Here is a 22,909-nt window from a genome sequence, read left to right on the forward strand (position 1 = left end):
TGCGGGACGGCCGGTTGATGATCACCGACGACCGGTCGTAGCCTCGGCGACATGGCCACCTCCCCCCTCCTGGAAGACCTGCGTACCGCCCTGGGGCCGGACGCGGTGCTCACCGATCCGGACCTGCTGCGTGGGTACGAACGGGACGAGGCCGACCTGTGCGTCGCCGGCACCCCCCTGGTGGTCACCCGCCCCCGCAGCACCGAGCAGGTGGCCGCCGTGGTCCGGGCGGCCGGGCGGTACGGCGTACCGGTGGTGCCGCAGGGGGCGCGGACCGGGCTGGCCGGGGCGGCCAACGCGGTCGACGGCGCGGTCGTGCTCAGCACCACCGCGATGAACGCCATCCTGGAGATCGATCCGGTGAGCCGGATCGCGGTGGTCCAGCCCGGGGTGATCAACGCGGCCCTCAGCGCGGCCGTGGCCGAGCAGGGGTTGTGGTATCCGCCGGATCCGGGCTCCTGGGAGTCCTCCACCATCGGCGGCAATGTGGCCACCAACGCGGGCGGGATGTGCTGCGTCAAGTACGGCGTCACCACGGAGTACGTGCTCGGCCTGGAGGTGGTGCTGGCCTCCGGCGAGGTGCTGCGCACCGGGCGGCGTACCGCCAAGGGGGTCGCCGGGTACGACCTGACCCGGCTGTTCGTGGGCTCCGAGGGCACCCTGGGCGTGATCACCGAGGTGACCCTGGCTCTGCGGCCCGCCCCGGCGGCCTCGCTGACCCTGGTGGCCGTCTTCGGCTCGACCGGCGCGGCCGGTGAGGCGGTGGCCCGGATCGCCGCCCAGGGCCTCTCCCCCAGCCTGCTGGAACTGCTCGACCGCACCCACCTGGTGGCGATCGAGGCGTACCGGCCGATGGGGTTGCGCACCGACGCCGAGGCGCTGCTGCTGGCCGCCGCGGACACCGGCCCCCGGGCCGCCGAGGACCTGGCCGAACTGGCCGCGGTCTGCACGGCGGCCGGTGCCGAGCAGGTGTACGCGGCCACGGACGCGACCGAGGCCGCCGCCCTGTTGCAGGCCCGCCGGCTGGCCCATCCGGCGATGGAGAAGTACGCCGCCGAGGCCTACCCGGGCGGCGACGGCGGACTGATCATCGACGACCTGGCGGTGCCCCGGGCTGCCCTGGCCGCCCTCCTCGACGGGGTGTCCCGGATCGCGGCCGAGTGCGCGGTGCCGATCGGGGTCGTCGGCCACGCCGGGGACGGCAACATGCACCCCAACATCGTGGTGGACCGGGCCGACCCGGCCAGCCTGGAACGCGGCCGGCGGGCCTTCGACGAGATCATGCGCCTGGGCCTGGACCTCGGCGGCACCTGCACCGGGGAGCACGGGGTCGGCCTGCTCAAGCGGGACTGGCTGGCCCGGGAGATCGGGCCGGTGGGGGTACGGGTGCACCAGGCGATCAAGTCTGCCCTGGACCCGGCCGGTCTGCTCAACCCCGGCAAGGTGCTCTGAGCCTCAGGGCGAGGTGAGCTGGGCGGGGGTGTTCTGGGTGAGCAGCAGCAGGATCTCCTCCGCCACCGGTGGGCGCTCCTCCCCGGGGCAGTCCTGAGAGGTGATCAACCCGGAGGTGGTCAGCAGGCTGGAGGTCAGGGCCCCGATGCAGGTGACCTTGTAGCCGCGTGCCTCGTCGGTCTCCATCACCAGCGCCGGATCGGCCAGCAGGAGTTGCAGCCGTTCCGAGTGCTCCTGACTCAGGATGCCCGTGGAGGTCACCCCGTCGCCCGCGCAGTCGACACACTCCCAGCGCCCGTCCGGCTCCACGTTCAGGGTGCGCAGTGGGCCGTCCGTGCCCTCGTTCTGCAACAGGCTGACCCGCTGCTTGCCGCTGGTGGCGGAGCCCGCCCCGCCGGCCGCCGCCGATTGGCGTTGGTCGCCGAACGGGGCACACCCGACGAGGGCGACCGCCAGCAGGGCGGAGGCGGAGCCGGTAGCCAACCGTGACCAGGAAAGCGCCATCACGCGCGGAACTTACCCCACCGTAGGTAGCGCGCGTAACCCGTCAGGTGGACATCCGCCGTGAACGCTGTCCTAACTGGACTCCTCAGCGGGCCAGCCCGGCGTCGTCGACACCTCGGTCGGCGGCGTAGCCTCGCACGTCCGGGGCACCCAGCAGGGCCGCGTCGGCAGTCGCGTCGTCCGGCATCAGCTGCGACTGACGTTCCGCCATCACCCGGGCCCGGTAATGCGCCACCTCCCGGGCCCGCCGGTCGGCGTCCCACCCCAGCACGGCGCCCATCAGCTCGGCCGCGTGCTCGGCCGACTCCAGCCCCCGGTGGGTGGTCTCGAAGGAGATCCGGGTACGCCGGGTCAGCACGTCCTCCAGGTGCAGCGCACCCTCGGCCCGGGCCGCGTAGGTCACCTCGGCCGCGAGGTACTCCGGGGCCCCCGTCAACGGGGAGGCCAGCAGCGGATCGGCGTCGATCAGGGCCAGCAGGTCCAGGGTCAGGCTGCCGTAGCGTTCCAGCAGGTGTTCCACCACCCCGACCGGCAGCCCGTGCCGGCGGGCCAGGTCGGCCCGGTCCCGCCACATGGCCGCGTACCCGTCGGCACCGAGCAACGGCAGATCGGCCGTACGCGACGGCCGCTGCCAACCGAGCCGGCGGACCGCCCGGTCGACCACGTCGGCGGCCATCACCCGGTACGTCGTGTACTTGCCCCCGGCGACCAGCAGCAGGCCGAGCATCGGCTCGATCACGGCGTGCTCCCGGGAGAGCTTGGAGGTGGAGTCGGCCTCGCCGCTCAGCAGCGGACGCAGCCCGGCGTAGACCCCCTCGATGTCGGCCGTGGTCAGCGGCCGGTCGAGCACGGTGTTGACCTGCCGCAGGAGGTAGTCGATGTCGCTGGCGGAGGCCGCCGGGTGGGAACGGTCCAGCCGCCAGTCGGTGTCCGTGGTCCCGATGATCCAGTGCCCACCCCAGGGGATGACGAACAGCACGCTGGTCGCCGTGCGCAGGATCAGCCCGGTGTCGCCGGTGATCGCCGAGCGGGGCACCACCAGGTGCACCCCCTTGGAGGCCCGTACCCGGATGCCCGGCCGCAGCCCGACGTCGTTGAGCATCCGGGACATGTCGTCGGTCCACACCCCGGTGGCGGCGATCACCGACCGGGCCTGCACCTCGAACTCCGCCTCCGGGGAACCCTCCGGTGCCTCCAGGTCACGCACCCGGACCCCGGTGACCTCCCGGGCCTGCCGGATCAGCCCGACCGCCCGGGCACTGCTCACCACGGTCGCGCCCATGCTGGCGGCCGTACGGGCCAGGGTGACCACCAACCGGGCGTCGTCCACCTGCCCGTCGTAGTAGCGGATCGCCCCGGCCAGCCCCTCGGCCCGCAGACTGGGGAAGACCCGGCGGGCCCCCTCCCGGCTCAGATGCCGGTGCAGGGGCATCCCCCGGCCACCACCGAACAGACCCGCGAAGGCGTCGTACGCGGCCACCCCGGCGCCGTAGTAGGCCCGTCGGATGATCCGGGCGGGCAGACCGCGTACGCCTTCAGTGGCGGGCAGCGGCACCAGGAAGGGCACCGGGCGTACCAGGTGCGGCGCCAACCGGGTGGCCAGCAGTCCCCGCTCGGTCAGCGCCTCGTGCACCAGGTGGAACTCCAACTGCTCCAGGTAGCGCAGGCCACCGTGGATCAGTTTGCTGGACCGGCTGGAGGTGCCGGCCGCGAAGTCGCGCGCCTCCACCAGGGCGACCTTCAGCCCTCGCGAGGCGGCGTCGACGGCCGCCCCCGCCCCGGTCACACCCCCGCCGATGATCAGCACATCGAAGCGTTCACTCCGCAGTCGACGCAGGTCATCAGCCCGGCGGGAGGAGGAGAGTTGCCCCGCGACGGATCGCGGCAGGTGTGGATCGCGCATCGCTCCACGGTAGCCCTCCGGTCGCAGCAGCGACGTTCGCCGCCGGGGCGGCTCGGTTCCTCCTCCCGCGTCGTGCCGAGGCCAGGGCCGGGGTGCGGCCCGCGTCGTAGGGTGTGCGGATGCGGGCGGACTACTCATCCGGCGCCCCGGGCAGCCCCTGGGCGGTCGTCGCCGCGGTCCTGGTCGGGTGCGGCACGGTCGCCGTCACCGTCCTGTCCCAGGCCGGCGGATGGGCCATCGACCAGATCATGCTGATCGCCGCCCTGGACCGGCTGGCGCTGCTCTGGCCCCTGGCCAGCCTGATCACCGCCCTGGCGATCGGTACGGCCACCCTGCCGCTGGCCCTGGTGCCCCGCTCGGCGGCGATCCGGGCAACCGGGCGGGCCTGGCTGGCCGGAGCCCTTGCCCTGGGGGCGCTCGGGCTGCTGCGCGCGATCCCCCCGGTGCACCACGAGGCGTACCTGGCCGCGCTGGCAATCACGGCCACCCTGCTGACCCTGGCGGCCAGGTGGGTGTCGCGGCGGCTGGGGCGTACCGGGCAGGGGAGCGCACCGGCGCAGTCGGCCGTGCCGCGGCGGTCCGTGACCACCCGGCTGGCGGTGGCCGCCGGGCTGGCCCTGCTGCTGCCCTGGGTCTGGATCGGTGCCCTCGGTGGCCTGCTGGAGACCCTCCTTGCCGGGTTGGCCGCAGCGGCGGTCGGGGCGCTGGCGGCGGCCCTGCTCGACGCCCGGTTCTGGGGCCACTTCACCGGCGAGCGGTCCCCCCGGCCGATGCGGCTGGTTCTGCTGGGCGGGCTGGTCGCCGGGGTGGTGCTGCTGCTGGTCGGGGCCGGTACCGGCCAGTCCGGCGCCCAGTTGCCGCTGCTGGTGACGCTGCCCCCGGTGGGCTTCGCGCTGGGGGCCCTGCACGCACTGGCCCAGCGGGCCCCCGAAACCGCAGGCCGTACCTCGACCCCCTGGCTGGTTGGACTGGCCGTGTTCGGTCCGCTGGCCTTCACCGACCCGGAGGAGATCAGTCTGCTGCTGGTCACCTCCCGGGACCTGCCCTTCTGGGTGGCGGTGGCCGCCGGTGCCGGGCTGGTCATCGCGCTGGTGCTGGCTGTCGGGTACGGCCTGCTGCTGGCCCGACCGGCGACCCGCCCGCCGCTCCCGGCGGTGGCCGGGCTGACCGCCCTGGCCGTGTTGATCGCGGTCGTCGGGGTCGGTGCCGCCGCCGGCCAACCCGGCCTGCACGGCGAGCGACTCTTCGTGGTGCTGCGCGAGCAGGCCGATCTCACCGGCCTGCCGGCCGGCACCGGCAAGGCGGGCCGTGACCTGCGTGCCGAGGAGGTCTACCGGCGCCTGGTGGCCACCGCCGAGCGCACCCAGGCCGACCTGCGCCGCGACCTGCGCCGACTGCGGCTGGACCACACCCCCTACTACCTGGTCAACGCGGTCGAGGTGGACGGCGGGCCGGGGGTACGGGCCTGGCTGGCCGGCCGACCCGAAGTGGCCAGGGTGCTGGTCAGCCAGCGGCTGCGGCCGTTGCCCTCCCCCGCGCAGTCCGCCTCCGGTCAGGCCCCCGCGCCCACCGGACCGCCCTGGAACATCACCATGATCGGCGCCGACCGGGTCTGGTCCGAGCTGGGGACCACCGGAGCCGGGGTGACGGTCGGCAGTTCCGACTCCGGGGTCGACGGGGGGCACCCGGCTCTCGCCGGGAACTTCCGGGGCGGGGAGGATTCCTGGTTCGATCCCTGGAACGGCACCCGTACCCCGACCGACCGCAATGGACACGGCACCCACACCACCGGCAGCGCGGTCGGCCAGGGCGGCATCGGGGTGGCCCCCGGGGCGGACTGGGTGGGTTGCGTCAACCTGGACCGCAACCTCGGCAATCCGGCCGCCTACCTGGACTGCCTCCAGTTCATGCTGGCCCCCTTCCCCGCCGGGGGTGACCCCTTCACAGCGGGTCGTCCGGCCCGGGCACCGGAGATCCTGACCAACTCGTGGGGTTGCCCGCCGATCGAGGGCTGCGACCCGGCGGCCCTACGGCCGGCCACGGACGCCCTGGAGGCGGCCGGGATCCTGGTCGTGGCGGCGGCCGGCAACAGTGGCCCGTTCTGCCGCTCGGTGCAGGACCCGCCCGCGCCGTACCCGGACGTGCTCACCATCGGTGCGGTGGACCAGCAGCGCCGGGTGGCCGCCTTCTCCTCCCGTGGCCCGACCTCCACCGGGGCCGCCAAGCCGGACCTGATGGCCCCCGGAGCGGAGGTGCTCTCCGCGATGCCCGGCGGCGGGTACGCCAGGCTGGACGGCACCTCCATGGCCACTCCCCAGGTGGCGGGGGTGGTCGCGCTGATGTGGTCGGCCAATCCGGAGCTGGTAGGGGATCTGGATCGGACCCGGCAACTGCTGCGGGCCACGGCCACCGAGGTGCAGGGCGGTACCGACTCGGGAGAGCGGACCGACGCCTGCGGTGGCAGGCAGAACGTGATCGGCGCCGGCCTGGTGGACGCCTACGCGGCCGTGCGGGCCGCCCGCAGCTGACCTCACCCAACGTGAGCGCCCTTCATCAAGGGGTCACAAGATGTTCGCCAGCTGCTATCTTGCAAGCTCATGCACGGTCATTCGTCCGGGGCGGCTCCCCTGATGCCATCGACTGCCCGGTGGCGCGGCATGGCGCTACTGGTCCTGTTGGGGGTGCCGGCGCTCGTCGTGGCCCTGTGCTGCGGAGTGATCCAGTCGGTCACCAAATCCTCCGGCGAGGATCCGTTGAGCTTCCGGGTGGGCATCAGCACCTCACCATGAGCGGGTCTGCGCGCCGTCGCACCTCGGATCAGACATGGCAGGCGAACCGCACATAAGCTCTGATAGCACCGTTCACCCACCCAGGTCATCGACGCCCCCTACCGTTCGGGTAGAGGAGGCAGCCATGACCACGGACGACGATCAGGCCCACGAGGCGTCGCCGGTCAGCTGGGTCCCGGTTGAACTACCGGGCACACTGCCGGTCGACCGGCTGGACTACGGCGACGCCGAGCAGCTGGCGGAGATGACCGGGACGGCCGAACCACCCGAGGAGCCACTGATCCTGGTGGACGAGCCGGTGCCGCACCGCCCGCCGTACGACCGGGCGCAGAAGCGGCGTAACCAACGCCCCTTGCCGAGATGACGAGAAGGGCGGACCGCTGACGCGGCCCGCCCTTCTCGGCGTTGGAGCTGGACTCAGAAGTCCATGTCCCCGCCACCCGGGGCAGCCGGGGCGGCCGGGGTCTTCTCCGGCTTGTCCGCCACCACGGCCTCCGTGGTGAGGAACAGCGCGGCGATCGACGCGGCGTTCTGCAGCGCCGAACGGGTCACCTTGGCCGGGTCGATGATGCCGGCGGCCAGCAGGTCGACGTACTCGCCGGTCGCGGCGTTGAGGCCGTGACCCGCGTCGAGGTTGCGAACCCGCTCGACCACGACGCCGCCCTCAAGGCCGGCGTTGACGGCGATCTGCCGCAGCGGGGCGTCCAGCGCGATCTTGACGATCTGCGCACCGGTCGCCTCGTCGCCGGCCAGGTCCAGCTTGTCGAAGGCGGTCTTGCCGGCCTGCACCAGCGCGACGCCACCACCCGGGACGATGCCCTCCTCGACGGCGGCCTTGGCGTTGCGCACCGCGTCCTCGATGCGGTGCTTGCGCTCCTTGAGCTCGACCTCGGTGGCCGCGCCGACCTTGATCACCGCAACACCGCCGGCCAGCTTGGCCAGCCGCTCCTGCAGCTTCTCCCGGTCGTAGTCGGAGTCGCTCTTGTCGATCTCGGCCCGGATCTGGTTCACCCGGCCCTGGATCTGCTCGGCGTCGCCGGCACCGTCGACGATGGTGGTCTCGTCCTTGGTCACCACGACCTTGCGGGCGCGGCCCAGCATGTCGAGACCGGCGGCGTCCAGCTTGAGGCCGACCTCCTCGCTGATGACCTGGCCACCGGTGAGGATGGCGATGTCGGTCAGCATGGCCTTGCGGCGGTCACCGAAGCCCGGCGCCTTGACGGCGACCGACTTGAAGGTGCCCCGGACCTTGTTGACCACCAGGGTGGCCAGGGCCTCGCCCTCCAGGTCCTCGGCGATGATCAGCAGCGGCTTGCCCGACTGCATGACCTTCTCCAGGATCGGGAGCAGGTCCTTGACCGAGGAGATCTTGCTGTTCGCGATCAGGATGTACGGGTCGTCGAAGACGGCCTCCATACGCTCCGGGTCGGTCATGAAGTAGGCCGAGATGTAGCCCTTGTCGAAGCGCATACCCTCGGTGAGCTCCAGCTCCAGCCCGAAGGTGTTGCTCTCCTCGACGGTGATGACGCCTTCCTTGCCGACCTTGTCCATCGCCTCGGCGATGATCTCACCGACGGTGTTGTCACCGGCGGAGATGGAGGCGGTGGAGGCGATCTGCTCCTTGGTCTCGACGTCCTTGGCGAGCTTGAGCAGCTCCTCCGAGACGCTCGTGACCGCAGCCTCGATGCCCCGCTTCAGGGCCATCGGGTTGGCACCGGCGGCCACGTTGCGCAGACCCTCGCGAACGAGAGCCTGGGCCAGGACGGTCGCCGTCGTCGTGCCGTCACCGGCCACGTCGTCGGTCTTCTTGGCGACCTCCTTGACCAGCTCAGCGCCGATCTTCTCGTACGGGTCCTCGAGCTCGATCTCCTTGGCGATGCTCACACCATCGTTGGTGATGGTGGGGGCACCCCACTTCTTCTCGAGCACCACGTTGCGGCCCTTGGGGCCGAGGGTCACCTTCACGGCGTCGGCGAGCTGGTTCATGCCCCGCTCGAGGCCGCGGCGCGCCTCTTCGTCGAACGCGATCATCTTGGCCATACGGCGTTGTCCTCCTGGACACTCACGGGCCACCCGAGTGTGTGCCCCGGATGAACCGTCTGGTGTACGCACCTTGGGACGTCGCCACCTGGCGACGACGACGTCTCCTCGGCCGGGCCGGATAGCCCGCGACGACCGGCCACGTGCCTCACCCGTAGTTATGCCACGAGTGCGACCGCAGCCCCACCGTCCCGACCAGTTGGCACTCACGCCATGCGAGTGCCAATGACTTGTTTAGCACTCTCACCTGCCGAGTGCAAGCACGATGGCCCGGCTCAGCCGAGTTCGGCAGCCAGTTGCCCGCTGTTCACCGGCCCCTCGTGCGCCCGCTGCTCGGCGTACGTGACCAGCAGCCCGACCAGTTGAGCCAGGTAGGCCGGCAGCCCCAACAGGGCCGCCCCGCTGATCGCCAGAACCGCACCGACGGCGGTGTCCATGGCGGCGAGGGGCTCGGTGCCGAACGGGGTCAGTACCGCCCCCTCCACCATGCCGACGACGATCCCGAGGGCGATCACCGCCCCGCCGGTCAGTGCCACCCGGCCGAGCAGCAGCCCCAGCCGGTCACGCAGCATCCGGTGGGAGCGACCGATCGGGTCACGGCGCTCGAACAGGTAGACCGGGCCGGCCATGGCCAGCGCGAAGGCCGCGTAGACACCGGGCAGGAAACAGAGACAGAAGCCGAGGGTCATGATCAGGGTGAAGATCAAGCTCCAGCCCCAGAGGCCGAGCGCCCGACGCAGGCCATAACCGAAGGCGCCGCCGAGGGTGACCTGCTCGCCGGCCGCCTGTCGGGTGACCACCCAGGCGCCGGCGGCCCAGCCGACACACTGCACCAAGCCGAAGATCAGACTTCCGCCGAGCAGCACCGACAGCCAGATGGCCAGGTCGACCCCGAAGTTGGCGGGCAGGGCCGTGGAGTCGGCGGTGAGTTCGGCATCCCACCGGGCCGAGGGATCGAAGACCAGCGCGAGCACCGACAGCGCCACCGCCGGCAGCACCTGGGTCACCAGGAGGATCGGCAGCAGCAGCTGCCAACCCCGGCGCACCGCACCCAGGCAGCGGGCGAACCACGCACCCAGCCCCACCCCGGGTGGGGTGACCAGGGGGTCGGCCGGGTCGAACCCGTGCGCCGCCGGGTCGTACCAGCCATGGAAGGGCTGCCCCGGATACACGGCCTGGCCGGGATAGACCGGTTGCCCCGGATAGGGTGCCGGCCCCGGCTGACCGGGATAGGCCGCCTGACCCGGGGACCCCGGCTGGCCCGGGTAGGCCTGCTGGCCCGGATACCCCGGTTGGCCGGGGTAGGGCGACTGGCCTGGATATCCCGGTTGGACCGGCGGGTACGGCTGGTCGGCCGGCGGGGTCGGCTGGCCGGGATAGCCGGGATGGGGTGGCGGGTTGCCCGGTGGCGGTACCCCGGGCTGACCGGACCCACCAGGGGGCGGTACCCCGGGCTGACCGAATCCGCTCGGAGGTGGGACCGACGGCGGGCCGGACTCACCAGAGGGCGGTGGCGACAGCGGGCCACTTCCGGCCGGATCCGCCGACGGCGAGGCCGGCGTGGTCGGGTCGGTGGGCTGCCAACCGGAGGCGCCGACAGACGGCGCCGGTTCCTCAGGCGACGAATGCGGCGGACCTGCCGGGGGTGGCTGGTCGGACATGAACCCTCCTCAGCGACAGCTGGATCCGGTCCATGATCTTCCCTTGTGAGGTATCCGTCCCGCAGCCCCCCTCCGGCCGCGACCACGCACCCGTGCCGGCGGTCTGCCGGCTTCGGTGGGGATGCACTCAGGCGATGACGCGTACCCGCTCGGCCTGGGGCCCCTTCTGGCCCTGGGCGATCTCGAACTCCACCCGCTGGCCGTCGTCCAGCGCCTTGTAGCCGTCCATCTCGATCGCGGAGAAGTGGACGAATACGTCCTGCCCGCCGTCGACGGCGATGAAGCCGTAGCCCTTTTCGGCGTTGAACCACTTCACGGTGCCCTGTGCCACGGTGTTGTCCTCACTCTGCGCGGCGTTCCACTACCCGGGGCCGGCGGCACGCCGGATCACCCGGAAACTCACCCACTCGGCGGTCATCGACGACCACGGAATAGGGTGACCGAAATCGCACGGTACACGAAGCGTGACGACGGCGCACGACCGCAAATCGGGCATAATCCAAGTAGCCACATCGTCGCCTGTCATTGTGATAGGTATGCGGACATGATCAGCGCTTCGGGCGGGGTGGCCCGCCTGCGGACCGAGGTGCGGCGGGTCCGACCCACCGATGCCGGCCGGATGCGTGCGCTGCGTCTGGAGATGCTCGCCGACTCGCCGCTGGCCTTCCTGGAGACCCTCGCCGAGGCAGCCGCCCGCCCGCACGCCGAGTACGCGGCCCGGATCCGCCAGACCTCCACGGGCCCCACCAACGCCCAGTTCATCGCCGATCCGGGCGATCGTCTGGTCGGGCAGGCCGGCGGCATAGCCCACCCCGCAGAGCCCCGGGTCACCCTGCTCTACGCCATCTACGTCACCCCGGCCTGGCGCGGCACCGGCCTGCTGGCGGATCTGGTCGCGGCCGTGGCTACCTGGTCACGCGCCGAACGACGCGACGAACTGATGCTCGAAGTGGTGGTCGGCAACGACCGCGCCTATCGGGCCTACCAGCGACTGGGCTTCGTGGACACCGGCGTACGCGTCCCGCACCCCACCATCCCCACCCTAAGAGAACTCCAAATGCGCCGCCCCGCCTGAAAAGAACCCGACACCACCAACCGCCCCACAATCCGAGAGCGGTTCCGCAAAAACCCGACACCGCCGGACGCAGCCCAACCAGGCAGGGGTTCCGGGGCAGCCCGACCCGCCAGGGATCAAGCCTGACCGCCCGGTGCGGGTCGGGCTGCCCCGGAACCCCCCACCGCAACCACTAGGCCGCAACTACTCAAACGTGCCGACGACTCTGCACAATCCGGAACCGATTCGCCACGTAAGCCCCATCGGTCAACGCCGCATTGGCCGCCGCGTTCGCTCCGCTGCCGTGGAAGTCGGAGAAGGCCGCCGACTGGTTGACGAAGACCCCGCGGGTGAGGTTGGCCGACAGGTGCACCCCGACCTCGATCGCGGCGTTCTCGGCTGCGGCCAGCACGGCCTCGTCGGTGGAGTACACCGCCGCCGTCAGGGCACCCTTCTCCCCCACGGTCGAGCGCAGGATCTCCAGGCTGTGGGCGGTGGAGTCGGTGGCGATGGCGAAGGAGATCGGCCCGAACCACTCCCGCGAGTAGGTCGCGGTGTCACCGGCGTCCAGCTTGACGATCGTCGGCGTACGCACTACCGCGCCCGGGTAGGCGGGGTGCTCGACGGTGCGCGACTCCAACACCGCCTCGCCGACCTTGGCTACCTCCTCCAGCCGCTCCAGTACGCCGTCGTTGACGATCGCACCGGTCAGCTCGACACCCCGGGCGGGGTCGGCGGTCAACTTTCCGACAGCGGCGGCGATGCCGGCGGCCACCTCGTCGAAGCTCTTGTGCCCCTGGTCGGTCTCGATCCCGTCCCGGGGGATGAGGATGTTCTGCGAGGTGGTGCACATCTGGCCGCTGTAGAGGACGAGGGTGAAGCCGAGGTTGCGGCACAGGCCGACGAAGTCGTCCGTGGAGTCGATGACGACCGTGTTCAGGCCGGCCTTCTCGGTGTAGACGGCGGCCTGCCGGGCGTTGGCTTCCAGCCAGTCGCCGTACGCGGTGGAGCCGGTGAAGTCGACGATCTTCACGGCCGGGTGCAGGGCCAGGGTGGTGGCCAGCTTCTCGTCGGCGGCCTCGGGCGCCAGCAGCACCAGGTTCGGGTCGAAGCCGGCCTCGGCGAGCACCTCGCGGGCGTACCGGACGGTGATGGCCAGCGGCAGCACGGCCCGCGGGTGCGGCTTGACGATCACCGGGTTGCCGGTGGCCAGGGAGGCGAACAGACCCGGGTAGGAGTTCCAGGTCGGGAAGGTGTTGCAGCCGATGACCAGGGCGACGCCCCGGGGCACCACGTGGAAGGTCTTGGTCATCCGCAGGGGGTCGCCCTTGCCGGCGGCCTTCTCCCAGCCGGCGGTACCCGGGTGCCGGGTCATCTCGGCGTAGGAGTAGGCGACCGCCTCCAGGGCCCGGTCCAGGGCGTGGGCGCCACCGGCCTGGAAGGCCATCACGAAGGCCTGGCCGCTGGTGAACTGCACCGAGTTGGCCAGCTCGAAGACGTGCTGGTGCAGCCGGGCGAGGATCTCCAGGCAGACCCCGACCCGGGTCTGCGGTCCGGCGTCGCGCCAGGCGGGCAGCGCGGCCGAGGCGGCGGCGACCAACTGGTCGGCGGTGGCGTGCGGGTAGGCCACGTTCAGCTCGACCCCGTAGGGGCTGGTCTCGGTGGCGATCCACTGCCCGTCGGTGGGCTGGTCCAGCGGGAAGTTCCCGCCCAGGTACGCCTCGAAGGCGGCCTTGCCGTCGGCCGCCGCAGTCTCGCCGTACACCCGGGGGCTGGGGGATTCCGGGTAGGCGGACCAGTACCCCCGCTCGGTGATCGCGGTCAGCGCGCGGTTGAGGGTTTCGGCGTGCCTGTCGTAGTGGGGGTGCGGGGTGTCCGTCATGCCCGCCATCATGCAACAGGAAGCCCTGCGATCAGTAGAGGGCTGTCACAAACTCAGAGGGTCAACTGCCAGTCCGCAGCGCTCTCGGCCACCCGGTAGCCGAGCTGTTCGTTGATGCTGACCATGTGGTCGTTGACCGCCGCGTTCCAGGTGTCGATCACCCGTAGCTCCGGCTCCCGGGCCAGCACCTGACGCAGGTTCTCGATCTTCACCAGCAGACCCAGGCGGCGCCCACGGTGCGCCGGGTCGACGATGGTGATCTCCTGCGAGCCGTGCCAGTTCGTGAACGGGCCGGTCTGGACCATCGTCCAGGCGACCAGCCGCCCGGTCTGCTCGTGCACCGCCCCCAGGTGGTAGCGCCGCCGACCGCGCAGCGCCTGGAACCGCTCGATCTGGCGGATCCGCTCGGCGTCCACCCGCTCCGCCTCCATGGTGAGGTCGCCGGTGGGGGCGTCGACGAGCAGCCGGGCCTCCAGTCGGGCCACATCGGCCAGGTACTCCTCGGGGGCCAGGCCACGCCACGCGATCGTGCGGTAACCGGCGGCCCGGGACCGGGCCTGCTCGTGCAGGGCGGCCAGCGCCGCCTCGTCGAGCCGGGTGGTGTCCAGCCGACGCCGCACCATCGGCAGGGCGGCCTGGGCGCCTACCGCCACCGCGAAGGCCGCACCGGGCGGCTGCCGGTCCTCTCCCGGCGGCACCCCGTCGACCTCGGCGATCAGGCGTTTGCGGCCGTGCCGGACGGCCACCTCCCGGGCGTGGGCCAGCAGGGCCCGGCCCACCCCGCGCCGCCGGTGGGCAGGGTCGACGAACAGCTCGACGAGGACGTTGCCGGTGTTGTCCAACTGCGGCAGGCGCAGCCACAGATATCCGACGGCCGCCCCGCCCCGCCGGGCCAGCGCGCGATGGATCAGGTTGCCGTACGGCGGGTGGGCCGCCACCAGGCCGAACTCGGCCCGGTCACCGGCCGGGACATCCGGGGTGTCGACCGCCTGGGCCGCCGCGCGGATCCGGTACGCGTCGTCCAGCGCCGCCTCGTCGGAGGGGTCGAACGGGGCTACGGCGATGTCCATGGCCGCGAGCCTGCCCGTCACCGCCCGGCCCCCGCCACCGGTTTTCCTCACACCGACAGCTGCCAGTTGCTCCACCTGTCGCACACCCGGAAGCCGAGCTGCTCGTTGATCGCGATCATGTGCTCGTTGCTGTCCGCGTTGAAGGTGTCGATGACCCTAAGGTCCGGCTCGTGGGCCAGCAGGTGCCGCAAGTTCTCGATCTTGGCTAGCAGTCCCAGCCGGTGCCCGCGATGATCGGGATCCACGATGGTGATCTGCTGGAAGGCGTGCCAGGGTGCGGAGGCGGTCACCTCCAGCAGGGTCCAGGCGATCAGCCGCCCGGTCGCGCGGTGGCGGACACCGGCGTGGTAGCGCCGTCGCCCCCGGGCCGCTATCGCCCGGTCGGTGGCGCGCACCCGCTCGGCGTCGACCTGCTCCGGTTCCCAGGCCAGGTCGCCCATCGGGGCGTCGGACAACAGCCGACCATCCAGGTACGCCACCTCGGCCAGGTACTCCTGGGGCGTATCCCCCTGCCAGAACACCAGTTCGTACCCGGCTGCCCGGGTCCGGGCCTCGACCAGCAGCGAGTCGAGCCGGCCCTGGTCGAGTCGGCGCACCTCCAGTCGCCGCCGGATGTCGACCAGGGCGTCCGTCGCCCCGACGGTGGCCGCGAAGGCCGCAGCGGGCGAGGGCTGCTCCGGCTGGCCGGGCGGGTGCGCCCGGCTCATCGCGCTCACCCGCACCCGGCCCCGCTCGCGGAGCAGGTCGAGGCCCCGGTCCAGCAGCGCGCGACCCACCCCCCGACGGCGGTACGCCGGGTGCACGACCAGGTTGGCGGAGGCGTTCTCGGTGTTGTCCAACTGCGGCAGGTCCAGCAGCAGATAGCCGGCGGGGGCACCGTCTAGGTGGGCCAGCAGGCGCACCGACCGGTTGCCCGGCATCGGGTGTCGGATCATGGCGAAGAACCGTTGCCGGCAGCAGGGCAGGTCCGGCAGGTCGACCGCGGCGGCGGCGGCGTCGATCGCGTACGCCTGCTCGGTGGCCGGGGTGTCGTCGGCACCGAAGGGCGCGATGGCGAGGGTCATGTCGGGAGCCTGCGCGATAGCAAGAGAAACGGGCCAGCGAATTTTTCTCGCTGGCCCGTTCGAAAGCTTGGTCGGGAGGGTCGATCGCACAACGCCTCCGGCGTTGGGTCGTACAGACTAAAAGTCTACGGCGAAACGCCCTCCCGCACGGAGCATCTTCCGCCGCCGGGTTCCCGCCGTCAAGTCCTCGGCAGGGTGTTTCCCGCATTTTCGAAGAAACGCGATTCTAATTCGATCTTCGGCGATACCGCTTGATCATTTCCGGACGGCAGCGCCATATCCCCTGATCATTGCGGGGATCCGCTCAGCCGAGCAGCCCGGCGTCGCGGGCGGCCCGTAGGGAGGGCTTGATTCGATGGGTCGGGCCCACCTCACCGGCCACCGCGTCGAGGGTCTTCAGCCCTTCCCCGGTGTTGAACACCACCGTCTCGGCGGTCGGGTCCAGCCGGCCGGACTCGACGAGCTTGCGCAGCACGGCGACCGTCACCCCGCCGGCCGTCTCCGCGAAGACCCCGGTGGTACGCGCCAACAGCCGCACCCCGGCCCGGATCTCCTCGTCGTCGGCGTACTCCATCCAGCCACCGGTACGGCGGACCGCCTCCAGGGCGTAGAGGCCGGCGGCCGGGTCGCCGATGTTCAGGGACTTGGCGATGCCGGTCGGCTTGACCGGGGTGATGACATCGCTGTCGGCGTGCAGGGCGGTGGCGATCGGGTTGCACCCGGCCGACTGGGCACCGAACACCTTCCAGCCGTCGGCGGGCGCCTCGACCAGCCCGATCTCGACCAGTTCGGTGAAGGCCTTGTCAATCTTGGTGAGCAGTTCACCGGAGGCCATCGGGATGACCACCTGGGCGGGAATCCGCCAGCCGAGTTGTTCGGCAACCTCGTAGCCGAGGGTCTTCGAGCCCTCCGCGTAGTACGGCCGGACATTGACGTTGACAAAGGCGGTGTCCTCGAACTCGTCGGTCTCCACCAGCTCACCGCAGAGGCGGTTGACATCGTCGTACGACCCGTCGATGGCGACCAGGTCGCCGCCGTAGACGGCCGTGGTCACCACCTTGCCCTGCTCCAGGTCGCTGGGGATGAAGACCACCGAGGGGGCCCCGACCCGGGCCGCGTGCGCGGCGACGGAGTTGGCCAGGTTTCCGGTGGAGGCGCAGGCGAAGCGGGAGAAGCCGAGCGACTTCGCGGCGGTCAGGGCCACCGACACCACCCGGTCCTTGAAGGAGTGGGTGGGGTTGGCACTGTCGTCCTTGACCCACAGCGGGGCGGTGATCCCCAGCTCGGCGGCGAGCCGATCGGCGGCCACCAGGGGGGTGAACCCGGGATCCAGGGTCACCCGGGTGGCGGGGTCCTGGCCGGCGGGCAGCAGGGCGGCGTACCGCCAGATGTTGCGCGGACCGGCCTCGATCTGCTCGCGGGTGACGGCGGCCAGGGCTGCCGGGTCGTAGTCGACCTCCAACGGGCCGAAACACTCGTAACAGGCGTGCTGGGCAGCCAGGGGGTAGCGGGCCGAACAGGCGCGGCAGATCAGGGCCCGGGCCGGGCTGGTGGCGGCGCTTAGGCCGGAGGGGGCGAGCGTCGACGTCATGTCGAAGTCCTCTCATCTTTCCCCACATCGCACCCTGCGGCGGGGACGGAATTGGCACCTGCCCCGCCGGACGCTCAACGGTGAGCGCGGGGGGTGGTTGCCGGGGCGTCGTCGGGCCGTATCCCTCAGCCCCTCTGGATGAGGTATGCAGTTGTGCTGCCGATTCTAGGCAGGAGCAGCGCCTCAGTCGCCCGCCAATCCCAGCTTGTGAGCGACATCGCGGACTGATCCGCAGGTCACACCCGTTCCTGGATCGGGCGGCATCAGCGCCGCCGGATGCCGCCCGATCCAGGTTTGCGCATGATCGCGACTGTCGCGCGGTGGGTCAGGCCGGCACCGAGCTGCGTTCCTTGGTGTCCAGGCCGACCGCCCGGGTGCCGCGTTGGGGCAGCAGGTTGTCCAGGGCCCAGGTGCCCGGGCCGAGCACCGCGACCAGCAAGAACGACCAGCAGAACAGCACTGACAACTCGCCGTGGTTGCGCAGCGGCAGCAGCGCATCGGGCTGGTGGACGACGAAGTACGCGTACGCCATCGAGCCCGACGCCAGCAGCGCGGCAGGGCGAGTGAAGAGGCCGACCAGCACCAGAGCGCCGCAGAGCGCCTGGATCAGGGCCGCCCACCAGCCGGGCCACTGGCCCAGCGGCACAGGTTCACCGGTGCCCCGGCTGCCGCCGAAAATGCCGAATAACGAGGCCAGGCCGTGGCAGAGAAACAGCAGGCCGACAACCATGCGGAACAGGGACAGTGCCGGGCCGCCGAACCGGTCGATACGCATTCCGATACCTCCGTTGTAGATCGGTTGGTGGCATCCAGAATGCGGAACCCATAAATACTTGTCGATGCAATCTCTGACTATGGGAACGCTCCCATGCCATCCTAGCGACCGAAACTTCCGGCCGCTGCCTCATCACTCAGCGTCTTCGCCATCGACGGAAGAACGCCTCGACGGGAATCTCCTTACCGGGCGCGGTGTGCTTCGCGATGGCGACGACCGGACGTCGGGACCACGCCCGACATCTCTCGGTGCAACGATGTCCCGATGTGCGGGATACGGGGGACATCACCAGGGACGACCATCCGACACCCGGGCGGACGGCGGGCGCTGCCCTGGCGTCGTGCTGCTGGGGTGCTCGCCACGCTCGTCCTGCTCGCGGGGTGCGCCCCGGCCCCCGGCTCCGGTGGTGTCGGGGCGCAAGCCACGACCGACGCCCCACCATCGGCCCCGGTCACCACCTCCGACGCCCCGCCGACGCGTACCGAGCCGAGCGCCGGAGCCGGCTCGCCGGGCCCCTGTCCCGCCGACGGCGTCCGGATCAGCTACCTCGGGGTGAGTGCGGCGATGGGCCTGCGGGCGATGGCCCTGGAACTGGTCAACTGTGGCAGCCGGCCGTACCGGCTGCACGGCTACCCGGAACTGCGGCTACTGGACGACGACGGAAATCTGATCAGGGTCCGGGTGATCCCCGGGGCCAGAGAGATCACTTCCGGCTTCGACTTCCCGCCCCGGCCACTGACGCTGGCACCCGGAGAAGCCGCGGGCGCGACGGTGCTCTGGCGCAACCTGGTCGACGACCCGACCGTGGTCGCCACCAACGCGGAGCGGCTGGAGGTAGCCCCGGCGGAGGGGCAGCCGACGCAGGAGGTCGCCATCGAGGGGCCGATCGACCTCGGCAACACCAACCGCGTCGGCGTGAGCGCCTGGAAGAAGCGCCCCCCGACCACATCCCAGTCCGCAGTCCCCACCACGACGGCGACTCCCCTGCCGGTCACCCCGACCGCGGTGCCGCTGCCCTGACCCGCTATCGGGCGCCGGAGCCGGCCGCGTCGCTACGAGACGACGTCCTTGCGGGTGAACCGCCAGAAGGCCAGACCCCAGAAGGCGGTGGCGTAGCAGATAGCGGAGACCGCACCCCGGACGATGTCGTCCGTCTGCACCGGCGTGGACAGCAGCCCCAGCCAGGCGGTGCTGTAGTGGGTGGGCAGGAAGGAGCGGATCGCCCCTAGGGCGGTGATCTGGTCCAGGATGCTGGACAGGATCCACAGCAGCACCGCGCCGCCCACCGCACCCAGCGCGGCGTCGGTGATCACCGACAGCAGGAACGCCAGGCCGGCGACGACCAGCAGGACCACCGCCAGGTAGCCCAGGACGGCTAGCAGCCGCAGCAGCCCCTCGCCCGGCTCCAACTGGGCGGCTACCGTGCTGCGCAGCGGGGACCACCCGTACCGCAGGGTGCCGATGAGCAGAGCCGTGCCGGCCAGCAGCACCAACGCCAACCCCGAGTAGGTCAGGGCGACCAGCAGCTTGATGGTCAGCAGCCGGGCCCGGGGTACCGGAATCGCCAGCAGGTAGCGCAGGCTGCCCCAGCTCGCCTCGCTGGCCACCGTGTCACCGCAGAACAGCGCCACCACCACGACCAGCAGGAAGGAGGCGGACACGAAGATGGTGAACAGGGTGAAGTTCAGCCCGCCGGAGGTGGCGAAGGAGACCAGGCTGCCGAACTCGCCCCGACCGTTGTCGTCGTCTCCGGTGTCGAACTGGAAGGCGATCAGGATGATCAGCGGCAGCAGCACCATGAAGCCGAGGGCCAACTGGGTGCGCCGCCGCGACGCCTGCCGCCGGAACTCCGCCACGAACGGCAGGGTCCGCGAGGGCCGGTAACCGGCCCCGGCCCCCGAGGGGGCCGCCGGCCGGCCGGCGGCCGGCGCGGGCTCGCCCCCGCCGTGCGTGGGTTCGACAGTCGATCCCGCCATCACCGGTCCCCGCTTCCCCGAGAGTTCTCCCCCACCAGAGCGAGGAAGGCGTCCTCCAGGCGGCGCCGAGGCACCACCCGGTCCACTCCGATCCCGGCCCGGACCAACTCGGCCACCACCTCGCTGCGGGCGGTGCCGAACGTGTCGACCACCAACTGCCCGTCGGCGTCGTCGAGCACTTGCACCCCGCCGAGATCGGCCAGCACCTCCCGGGCCGCCGCCGGATCACTCACCTCGAACAGCACGCTGGGCGAGTCACCGACGATCTCCTCGACCGGCCCGGAGGCCACGATCCGGCCCTTGTTGACCACCACGGCATGAGTGCAGGTCTGCTCCACCTCGGCGAGCAGGTGACTGGAGACCAGCACCGCCCGCCCGTCCGTGGCGTAGCGCTGCAGCACCCGGCGCATCTCGGCGATCTGGGGCGGGTCCAGCCCGTCGGTTGGCTCGTCCAGCACCAGCAGCTCCGGCAGGCCCAGCATGGCCTGGGCGATGGCCAGCCGCTGGCGCATGCCGTGGCTGTACTTGCGTACCTTGCGGTGCACCGAGGAGCCCAGCCCGGCGATCTCCAGCGCCTGGTCGAAGTGCGCGTCGGCCTCCGGCCGCCCGGTCGCCCGCCAGTACGCCTTGAGGTTCTCCAGCCCGGACAGGTGGGGCAGGAAGCCCGGCCCCTCCACCAGGGCCCCGATGCGCGACAGCACCGGGGAGCCGGGGACCAGCCGGTGACCGAAGACGTAGATCTCTCCGGCGGTCGGCTGGGTCAGCCCCATCAGCACCCGCAGGGTGGTGGTCTTGCCGGCACCGTTGGGCCCCAGCAGGCCGACCACCTGACCGGGGTGCACCTCGAAGTCCACCTCGGAGACGGCGACGAAGCCGTCGGCGTACTCCTTGCGCAGATGACGCACCGCCAGCGGGGTGTCCGCGTACTCCGGGTGCACGGAGGTGTCCTGGCGGCGGTGCCGCAGGCGCAGCAGCAGCACGAGCACGACGAGCCCCAGCACGATCGTGGCGAGCAGCCCGACCAGGATCCAGCGCCAGAGCACCGCCTCGGTCGGGATCGGTTCGGCGTCGACCGTGGGCAGGCTCACCGGGCCGGTGGCGACCACCTGGTAGACGGTCGGCTCGACCGGGGTGGTGTACGCCTGGTCCGAGGTGGCCAGGACCAACCGGAGGCGGTGCCCGGCCTCCACCCGGTGCACGATCGCCGGGAGGGTGACCGTCACCGGTGCGGCCTCGGCGACCTGGGTCGGCAGACCGGTCAACCGGATCGGGGCGATCAGCCCACTGGGCAGGGTGGCCGCTCCCTCCGGGTTGACGTCGTAGAGCTTGGCGAAGAGCACGGCCTCGCCGGTGGGCGACGCCGCGCGGATCTGCACGGTGGGTGACCCGACCACGTCGACGGCCTCGGTCAGCGGCTCGGAGTCGAACCGGGCATGCTGGCCGGGGATGTCGGCGGCCACCCCACTGAGCAGCGAACTCAACGAGCCGGCGAAGGGCACCGAGGAGATCGCCGCCGGGTTGCCGGCCGGCGGGTTGGCGACCGCCTGGGGCGGCCCGGCCAGGGCCACCTCCTGCCGGGACTGCCCGTTCAGGCCGGGGTAGTCGGCGGTGCGGTAGCCGGTGGCCACCAGTCCCCGGTCCATCGCGTCGAAGCCGGCGATCCGGGAGAAGGTGAAGCTGTCGCCCGGGGTGGCGGCCGTTCCCGCTACGTAGTGGTCGAGCCACTGGGCGGTCAGGAACTTCACCCGGTCGGAGTCGGTACGCGGGCCGGCCCCGCCGTCGTGGCCGCCGGTGAACCAGGCGACCCGCACCGGGGTGCCGTTGGCCGCGATGCCCCGGGCGTTGGCGTCCGCCTCACCGAGCGGGAAGAGGGTGTCCGCCGCCCCCTGCACCAGCAGGGTGGGGGCCTTGATCCGGTCCAGCACCCCGGCCGGGCTGGACCGGCGCAGCAGGTCGACCGCAGCCTGGTCGGCCTGGCCGGTGACCGCGATGCTCAGGTACGCGGCGCACACCTCCGGGGCGAAGCGGCCACAGGCCGGGTCCGGGATGGTGCCGGTGGTCGGGGCCCCCGGTGCGGTGCCGGGGCCCTGCCCGGGTGCCGGGCTGGGCGGGCCGGGCGAGGGTGCCCCCTCGGGGGCCTCCGCGGTGTTGCCGGAGATCCCCGCCGGGCCGGAGCCCACGTTCCCGCCGCCGCCGAAGAAGATGCCGGCCCAGCCGGACTTGAACACCCCCTGGGTCGGTTCCCCGCCGGTGCTCTCCGGCAGGAAGGACCGGGACAGGTCGTTCCAGGTGATCATCGGGACGATGGCGTCCACCCGCTGGTCCTGGGCGGCCAGCAGCAGCGCCAGGCCGCCGCCGTAGGAGCCGCCGACCACCCCCACCCGGGGGTCGTCGGCGCCGTCGGTACGGATCTCCGGCCGGGCGGCCAGCCAGTCCAGCAGGCGTTGGGCGTCGCGTACCTCGTAGTCGGGGTTGTCCAGATGGATCTGGCCCCCGCTGCGGCCGAAGCCCCGGGCGGTCCAGGTCAGCACCGCGTAGCCCCGGTCGGCCAACTCCTCGGCGTCCGTGCGCACGGAGTTCTTGGTGCCGCCGAAGCCGTGGGCCAGCAGCACCGCCGGCACCTTCCGGTCCGGGCCGGCGTCCTTCGGCAGGTACAGGGTGGTGTCCAGGTCCACCGGCTCGTCGCCGCTCGGTCCGGAGGCGACCGTGAGCATCGCGGACTCGGTGCGGAATCCCGGGCGATCCGGCCAGGCGGCCCAGACCACGACGGCGGCCAGCAGGACCACGGCGATCGACGCCGCGACGGCCCGCCGGCCGGTGGGCAGGGCACTGCGCAACCGCGCGGCCGAGATCGGCGATTTCATTTGCCACACGGTACGGCGCGGAACCTGTGTATTAGCTGAGTTCCGCCGTACGTCCGTTCTGTTCAGCCGAACGTCACCCGAGAGGGGTCGACCGCACACTGTCCATCGGGCCAACCTTTGGGACGACTTCCCATTGTGGAAATTCCTACCTACCACCGGAATCCCGATCGAAGTACGTCTTATCCACCAGGAAAGCAGCACCCACGGTGATCGATTGAGTGAGCCTGAGTCACCTCACCCGAAGTGACGCAAAGCCGACCCGAGAGGCCGGTACTACACCAACG

At 71.6% G+C, this 22,909-nt stretch carries 18 protein-coding genes and 1 riboswitch; of the genes, 6 read left to right on the plus strand and 12 right to left on the minus strand.

Annotation, left to right across the window (positions count from 1 at the left end):
- Positions 1-51: 51 nt before the first annotated feature.
- Positions 52-1,452: an FAD-linked oxidase C-terminal domain-containing protein gene (locus ACGFIK_RS17910; protein WP_327023871.1), complete on the plus strand. Its 1,401-nt coding sequence runs from the start codon at positions 52-54 to the stop codon at positions 1,450-1,452.
- A 3-nt stretch (positions 1,453-1,455) separates the two neighbouring features.
- Here ACGFIK_RS17910 and ACGFIK_RS17915 read toward each other — a convergent pair whose 3' ends face one another.
- A complete protein-coding gene (locus ACGFIK_RS17915) occupies positions 1,456-1,956 on the minus strand; it encodes a hypothetical protein (RefSeq protein ID WP_327027394.1) in 501 nt (166 codons plus the stop codon).
- Positions 1,957-2,041: 85 nt separating this feature from the next.
- Positions 2,042-3,859: a glycerol-3-phosphate dehydrogenase/oxidase gene (locus ACGFIK_RS17920; protein WP_393340264.1), complete on the minus strand. Its 1,818-nt coding sequence runs from the start codon at positions 3,857-3,859 to the stop codon at positions 2,042-2,044.
- Positions 3,860-3,978: 119 nt separating this feature from the next.
- On the opposite strand from ACGFIK_RS17920, the gene ACGFIK_RS17925 reads away from it, so the two are divergent.
- From ACGFIK_RS17925 to ACGFIK_RS17935, 3 genes are all read left to right on the plus strand, one after another.
- The gene (locus ACGFIK_RS17925) at positions 3,979-6,387 is read left to right on the plus strand and encodes a S8 family serine peptidase (RefSeq protein WP_327023870.1); all 2,409 of its coding nucleotides are present in this window, start codon (positions 3,979-3,981) and stop codon (positions 6,385-6,387) included.
- A 129-nt stretch (positions 6,388-6,516) separates the two neighbouring features.
- The gene (locus tag ACGFIK_RS17930; RefSeq protein WP_327023869.1) at positions 6,517-6,648 is read left to right on the plus strand and encodes a hypothetical protein; all 132 of its coding nucleotides are present in this window, start codon (positions 6,517-6,519) and stop codon (positions 6,646-6,648) included.
- A gap of 124 nt (positions 6,649-6,772) precedes the next feature.
- Positions 6,773-7,012 carry a hypothetical protein gene (locus tag ACGFIK_RS17935; RefSeq protein WP_327023868.1) on the plus strand — a complete coding sequence of 80 codons (240 nt, stop codon included), beginning with the start codon at positions 6,773-6,775 and terminating at the stop codon, positions 7,010-7,012.
- 53 nt (positions 7,013-7,065) lie between these two features.
- Here ACGFIK_RS17935 and groL read toward each other — a convergent pair whose 3' ends face one another.
- The 3 genes from groL to ACGFIK_RS17950 all read right to left on the minus strand — a co-directional run bounded on the left by groL (position 7,066) and on the right by ACGFIK_RS17950 (position 10,680).
- Positions 7,066-8,688, minus strand: coding sequence for a chaperonin GroEL (gene groL / locus ACGFIK_RS17940; RefSeq protein ID WP_327023867.1), 1,623 nt, complete (start codon positions 8,686-8,688; stop codon positions 7,066-7,068).
- A gap of 275 nt (positions 8,689-8,963) precedes the next feature.
- The gene (locus tag ACGFIK_RS17945; RefSeq protein ID WP_327023866.1) at positions 8,964-9,860 is read right to left on the minus strand and encodes a hypothetical protein; all 897 of its coding nucleotides are present in this window, start codon (positions 9,858-9,860) and stop codon (positions 8,964-8,966) included.
- A 616-nt stretch (positions 9,861-10,476) separates the two neighbouring features.
- The gene (locus ACGFIK_RS17950) at positions 10,477-10,680 is read right to left on the minus strand and encodes a cold-shock protein (protein ID WP_013288855.1); all 204 of its coding nucleotides are present in this window, start codon (positions 10,678-10,680) and stop codon (positions 10,477-10,479) included.
- A 213-nt stretch (positions 10,681-10,893) separates the two neighbouring features.
- Between ACGFIK_RS17950 and ACGFIK_RS17955 the strand changes: the two genes are divergently transcribed.
- A complete protein-coding gene (locus ACGFIK_RS17955; protein ID WP_327023865.1) occupies positions 10,894-11,424 on the plus strand; it encodes a GNAT family N-acetyltransferase in 531 nt (176 codons plus the stop codon).
- Between the two features lie 187 nt (positions 11,425-11,611).
- Here the strand turns inward: ACGFIK_RS17955 and paaN are convergent, their stop codons facing one another.
- The 5 genes from paaN to ACGFIK_RS17980 all read right to left on the minus strand — a co-directional run bounded on the left by paaN (position 11,612) and on the right by ACGFIK_RS17980 (position 17,785).
- The gene (gene paaN, locus ACGFIK_RS17960) at positions 11,612-13,285 is read right to left on the minus strand and encodes a phenylacetic acid degradation protein PaaN (RefSeq protein WP_327023864.1); all 1,674 of its coding nucleotides are present in this window, start codon (positions 13,283-13,285) and stop codon (positions 11,612-11,614) included.
- A 53-nt stretch (positions 13,286-13,338) separates the two neighbouring features.
- On the minus strand, positions 13,339-14,355 hold the full coding sequence (locus tag ACGFIK_RS17965; RefSeq protein WP_327023863.1) for a GNAT family N-acetyltransferase: 1,017 nt from the start codon (positions 14,353-14,355) through the stop codon (positions 13,339-13,341).
- 47 nt (positions 14,356-14,402) lie between these two features.
- On the minus strand, positions 14,403-15,419 hold the full coding sequence (locus ACGFIK_RS17970; protein ID WP_327023862.1) for a GNAT family N-acetyltransferase: 1,017 nt from the start codon (positions 15,417-15,419) through the stop codon (positions 14,403-14,405).
- Between the two features lie 304 nt (positions 15,420-15,723).
- Positions 15,724-17,010 (minus strand): threonine synthase, encoded by a 1,287-nt coding sequence (thrC, locus tag ACGFIK_RS17975; RefSeq protein WP_327023861.1) that lies wholly within the window; start codon positions 17,008-17,010, stop codon positions 15,724-15,726.
- A 9-nt stretch (positions 17,011-17,019) separates the two neighbouring features.
- Positions 17,020-17,155: riboswitch (SAM riboswitch) on the minus strand.
- A 180-nt stretch (positions 17,156-17,335) separates the two neighbouring features.
- Complete coding sequence (locus tag ACGFIK_RS17980; RefSeq protein ID WP_393340270.1) at positions 17,336-17,785, minus strand: DoxX family protein; 450 nt, start codon at positions 17,783-17,785, stop codon at positions 17,336-17,338.
- A 351-nt stretch (positions 17,786-18,136) separates the two neighbouring features.
- On the opposite strand from ACGFIK_RS17980, the gene ACGFIK_RS17985 reads away from it, so the two are divergent.
- Positions 18,137-18,805 carry a DUF4232 domain-containing protein gene (locus ACGFIK_RS17985; RefSeq protein ID WP_327023859.1) on the plus strand — a complete coding sequence of 223 codons (669 nt, stop codon included), beginning with the start codon at positions 18,137-18,139 and terminating at the stop codon, positions 18,803-18,805.
- 32 nt (positions 18,806-18,837) lie between these two features.
- Here ACGFIK_RS17985 and ACGFIK_RS17990 read toward each other — a convergent pair whose 3' ends face one another.
- Together ACGFIK_RS17990 and ACGFIK_RS17995 are read right to left on the minus strand one after the other, a co-directional pair.
- The gene (locus ACGFIK_RS17990; RefSeq protein WP_393340273.1) at positions 18,838-19,761 is read right to left on the minus strand and encodes an ABC transporter permease; all 924 of its coding nucleotides are present in this window, start codon (positions 19,759-19,761) and stop codon (positions 18,838-18,840) included.
- The gene (locus tag ACGFIK_RS17995) at positions 19,761-22,625 is read right to left on the minus strand and encodes an alpha/beta fold hydrolase (RefSeq protein WP_393340275.1); all 2,865 of its coding nucleotides are present in this window, start codon (positions 22,623-22,625) and stop codon (positions 19,761-19,763) included. Before ACGFIK_RS17995 ends, ACGFIK_RS17990 begins: the two co-directional genes overlap by 1 nt.
- Positions 22,626-22,909: the final 284 nt, after the last annotated feature.

The sequence above is a fragment of the Micromonospora sp. NPDC048871 genome, from assembly GCF_043198155.1.
Lineage (GTDB): Bacteria > Actinomycetota > Actinomycetes > Mycobacteriales > Micromonosporaceae > Micromonospora.

What these genes read in the sequence shown, in the direction of transcription:
- ACGFIK_RS17990 (WP_393340273.1), bottom strand. Translation starts at nt 19,761, where the DNA reads ATGGCGGGATCGACTGTCGAACCCACGCACGGCGGGGGCGAGCCCGCG.
- ACGFIK_RS17970 (WP_327023862.1), bottom strand. Translation starts at nt 15,419, where the DNA reads ATGACCCTCGCCATCGCGCCCTTCGGTGCCGACGACACCCCGGCCACC.
- ACGFIK_RS17935 (WP_327023868.1), top strand. Translation starts at nt 6,773, where the DNA reads ATGACCACGGACGACGATCAGGCCCACGAGGCGTCGCCGGTCAGCTGG.
- thrC (WP_327023861.1), bottom strand. Translation starts at nt 17,010, where the DNA reads ATGACGTCGACGCTCGCCCCCTCCGGCCTAAGCGCCGCCACCAGCCCG.
- ACGFIK_RS17915 (WP_327027394.1), bottom strand. Translation starts at nt 1,956, where the DNA reads ATGGCGCTTTCCTGGTCACGGTTGGCTACCGGCTCCGCCTCCGCCCTG.
- ACGFIK_RS17995 (WP_393340275.1), bottom strand. Translation starts at nt 22,625, where the DNA reads ATGAAATCGCCGATCTCGGCCGCGCGGTTGCGCAGTGCCCTGCCCACC.
- ACGFIK_RS17925 (WP_327023870.1), top strand. Translation starts at nt 3,979, where the DNA reads ATGCGGGCGGACTACTCATCCGGCGCCCCGGGCAGCCCCTGGGCGGTC.
- ACGFIK_RS17980 (WP_393340270.1), bottom strand. Translation starts at nt 17,785, where the DNA reads ATGCGTATCGACCGGTTCGGCGGCCCGGCACTGTCCCTGTTCCGCATG.
- ACGFIK_RS17920 (WP_393340264.1), bottom strand. Translation starts at nt 3,859, where the DNA reads ATGCGCGATCCACACCTGCCGCGATCCGTCGCGGGGCAACTCTCCTCC.
- ACGFIK_RS17910 (WP_327023871.1), top strand. Translation starts at nt 52, where the DNA reads ATGGCCACCTCCCCCCTCCTGGAAGACCTGCGTACCGCCCTGGGGCCG.
- ACGFIK_RS17965 (WP_327023863.1), bottom strand. Translation starts at nt 14,355, where the DNA reads ATGGACATCGCCGTAGCCCCGTTCGACCCCTCCGACGAGGCGGCGCTG.
- groL (WP_327023867.1), bottom strand. Translation starts at nt 8,688, where the DNA reads ATGGCCAAGATGATCGCGTTCGACGAAGAGGCGCGCCGCGGCCTCGAG.
- paaN (WP_327023864.1), bottom strand. Translation starts at nt 13,285, where the DNA reads ATGACGGACACCCCGCACCCCCACTACGACAGGCACGCCGAAACCCTC.
- ACGFIK_RS17930 (WP_327023869.1), top strand. Translation starts at nt 6,517, where the DNA reads ATGGCGCTACTGGTCCTGTTGGGGGTGCCGGCGCTCGTCGTGGCCCTG.
- ACGFIK_RS17955 (WP_327023865.1), top strand. Translation starts at nt 10,894, where the DNA reads ATGATCAGCGCTTCGGGCGGGGTGGCCCGCCTGCGGACCGAGGTGCGG.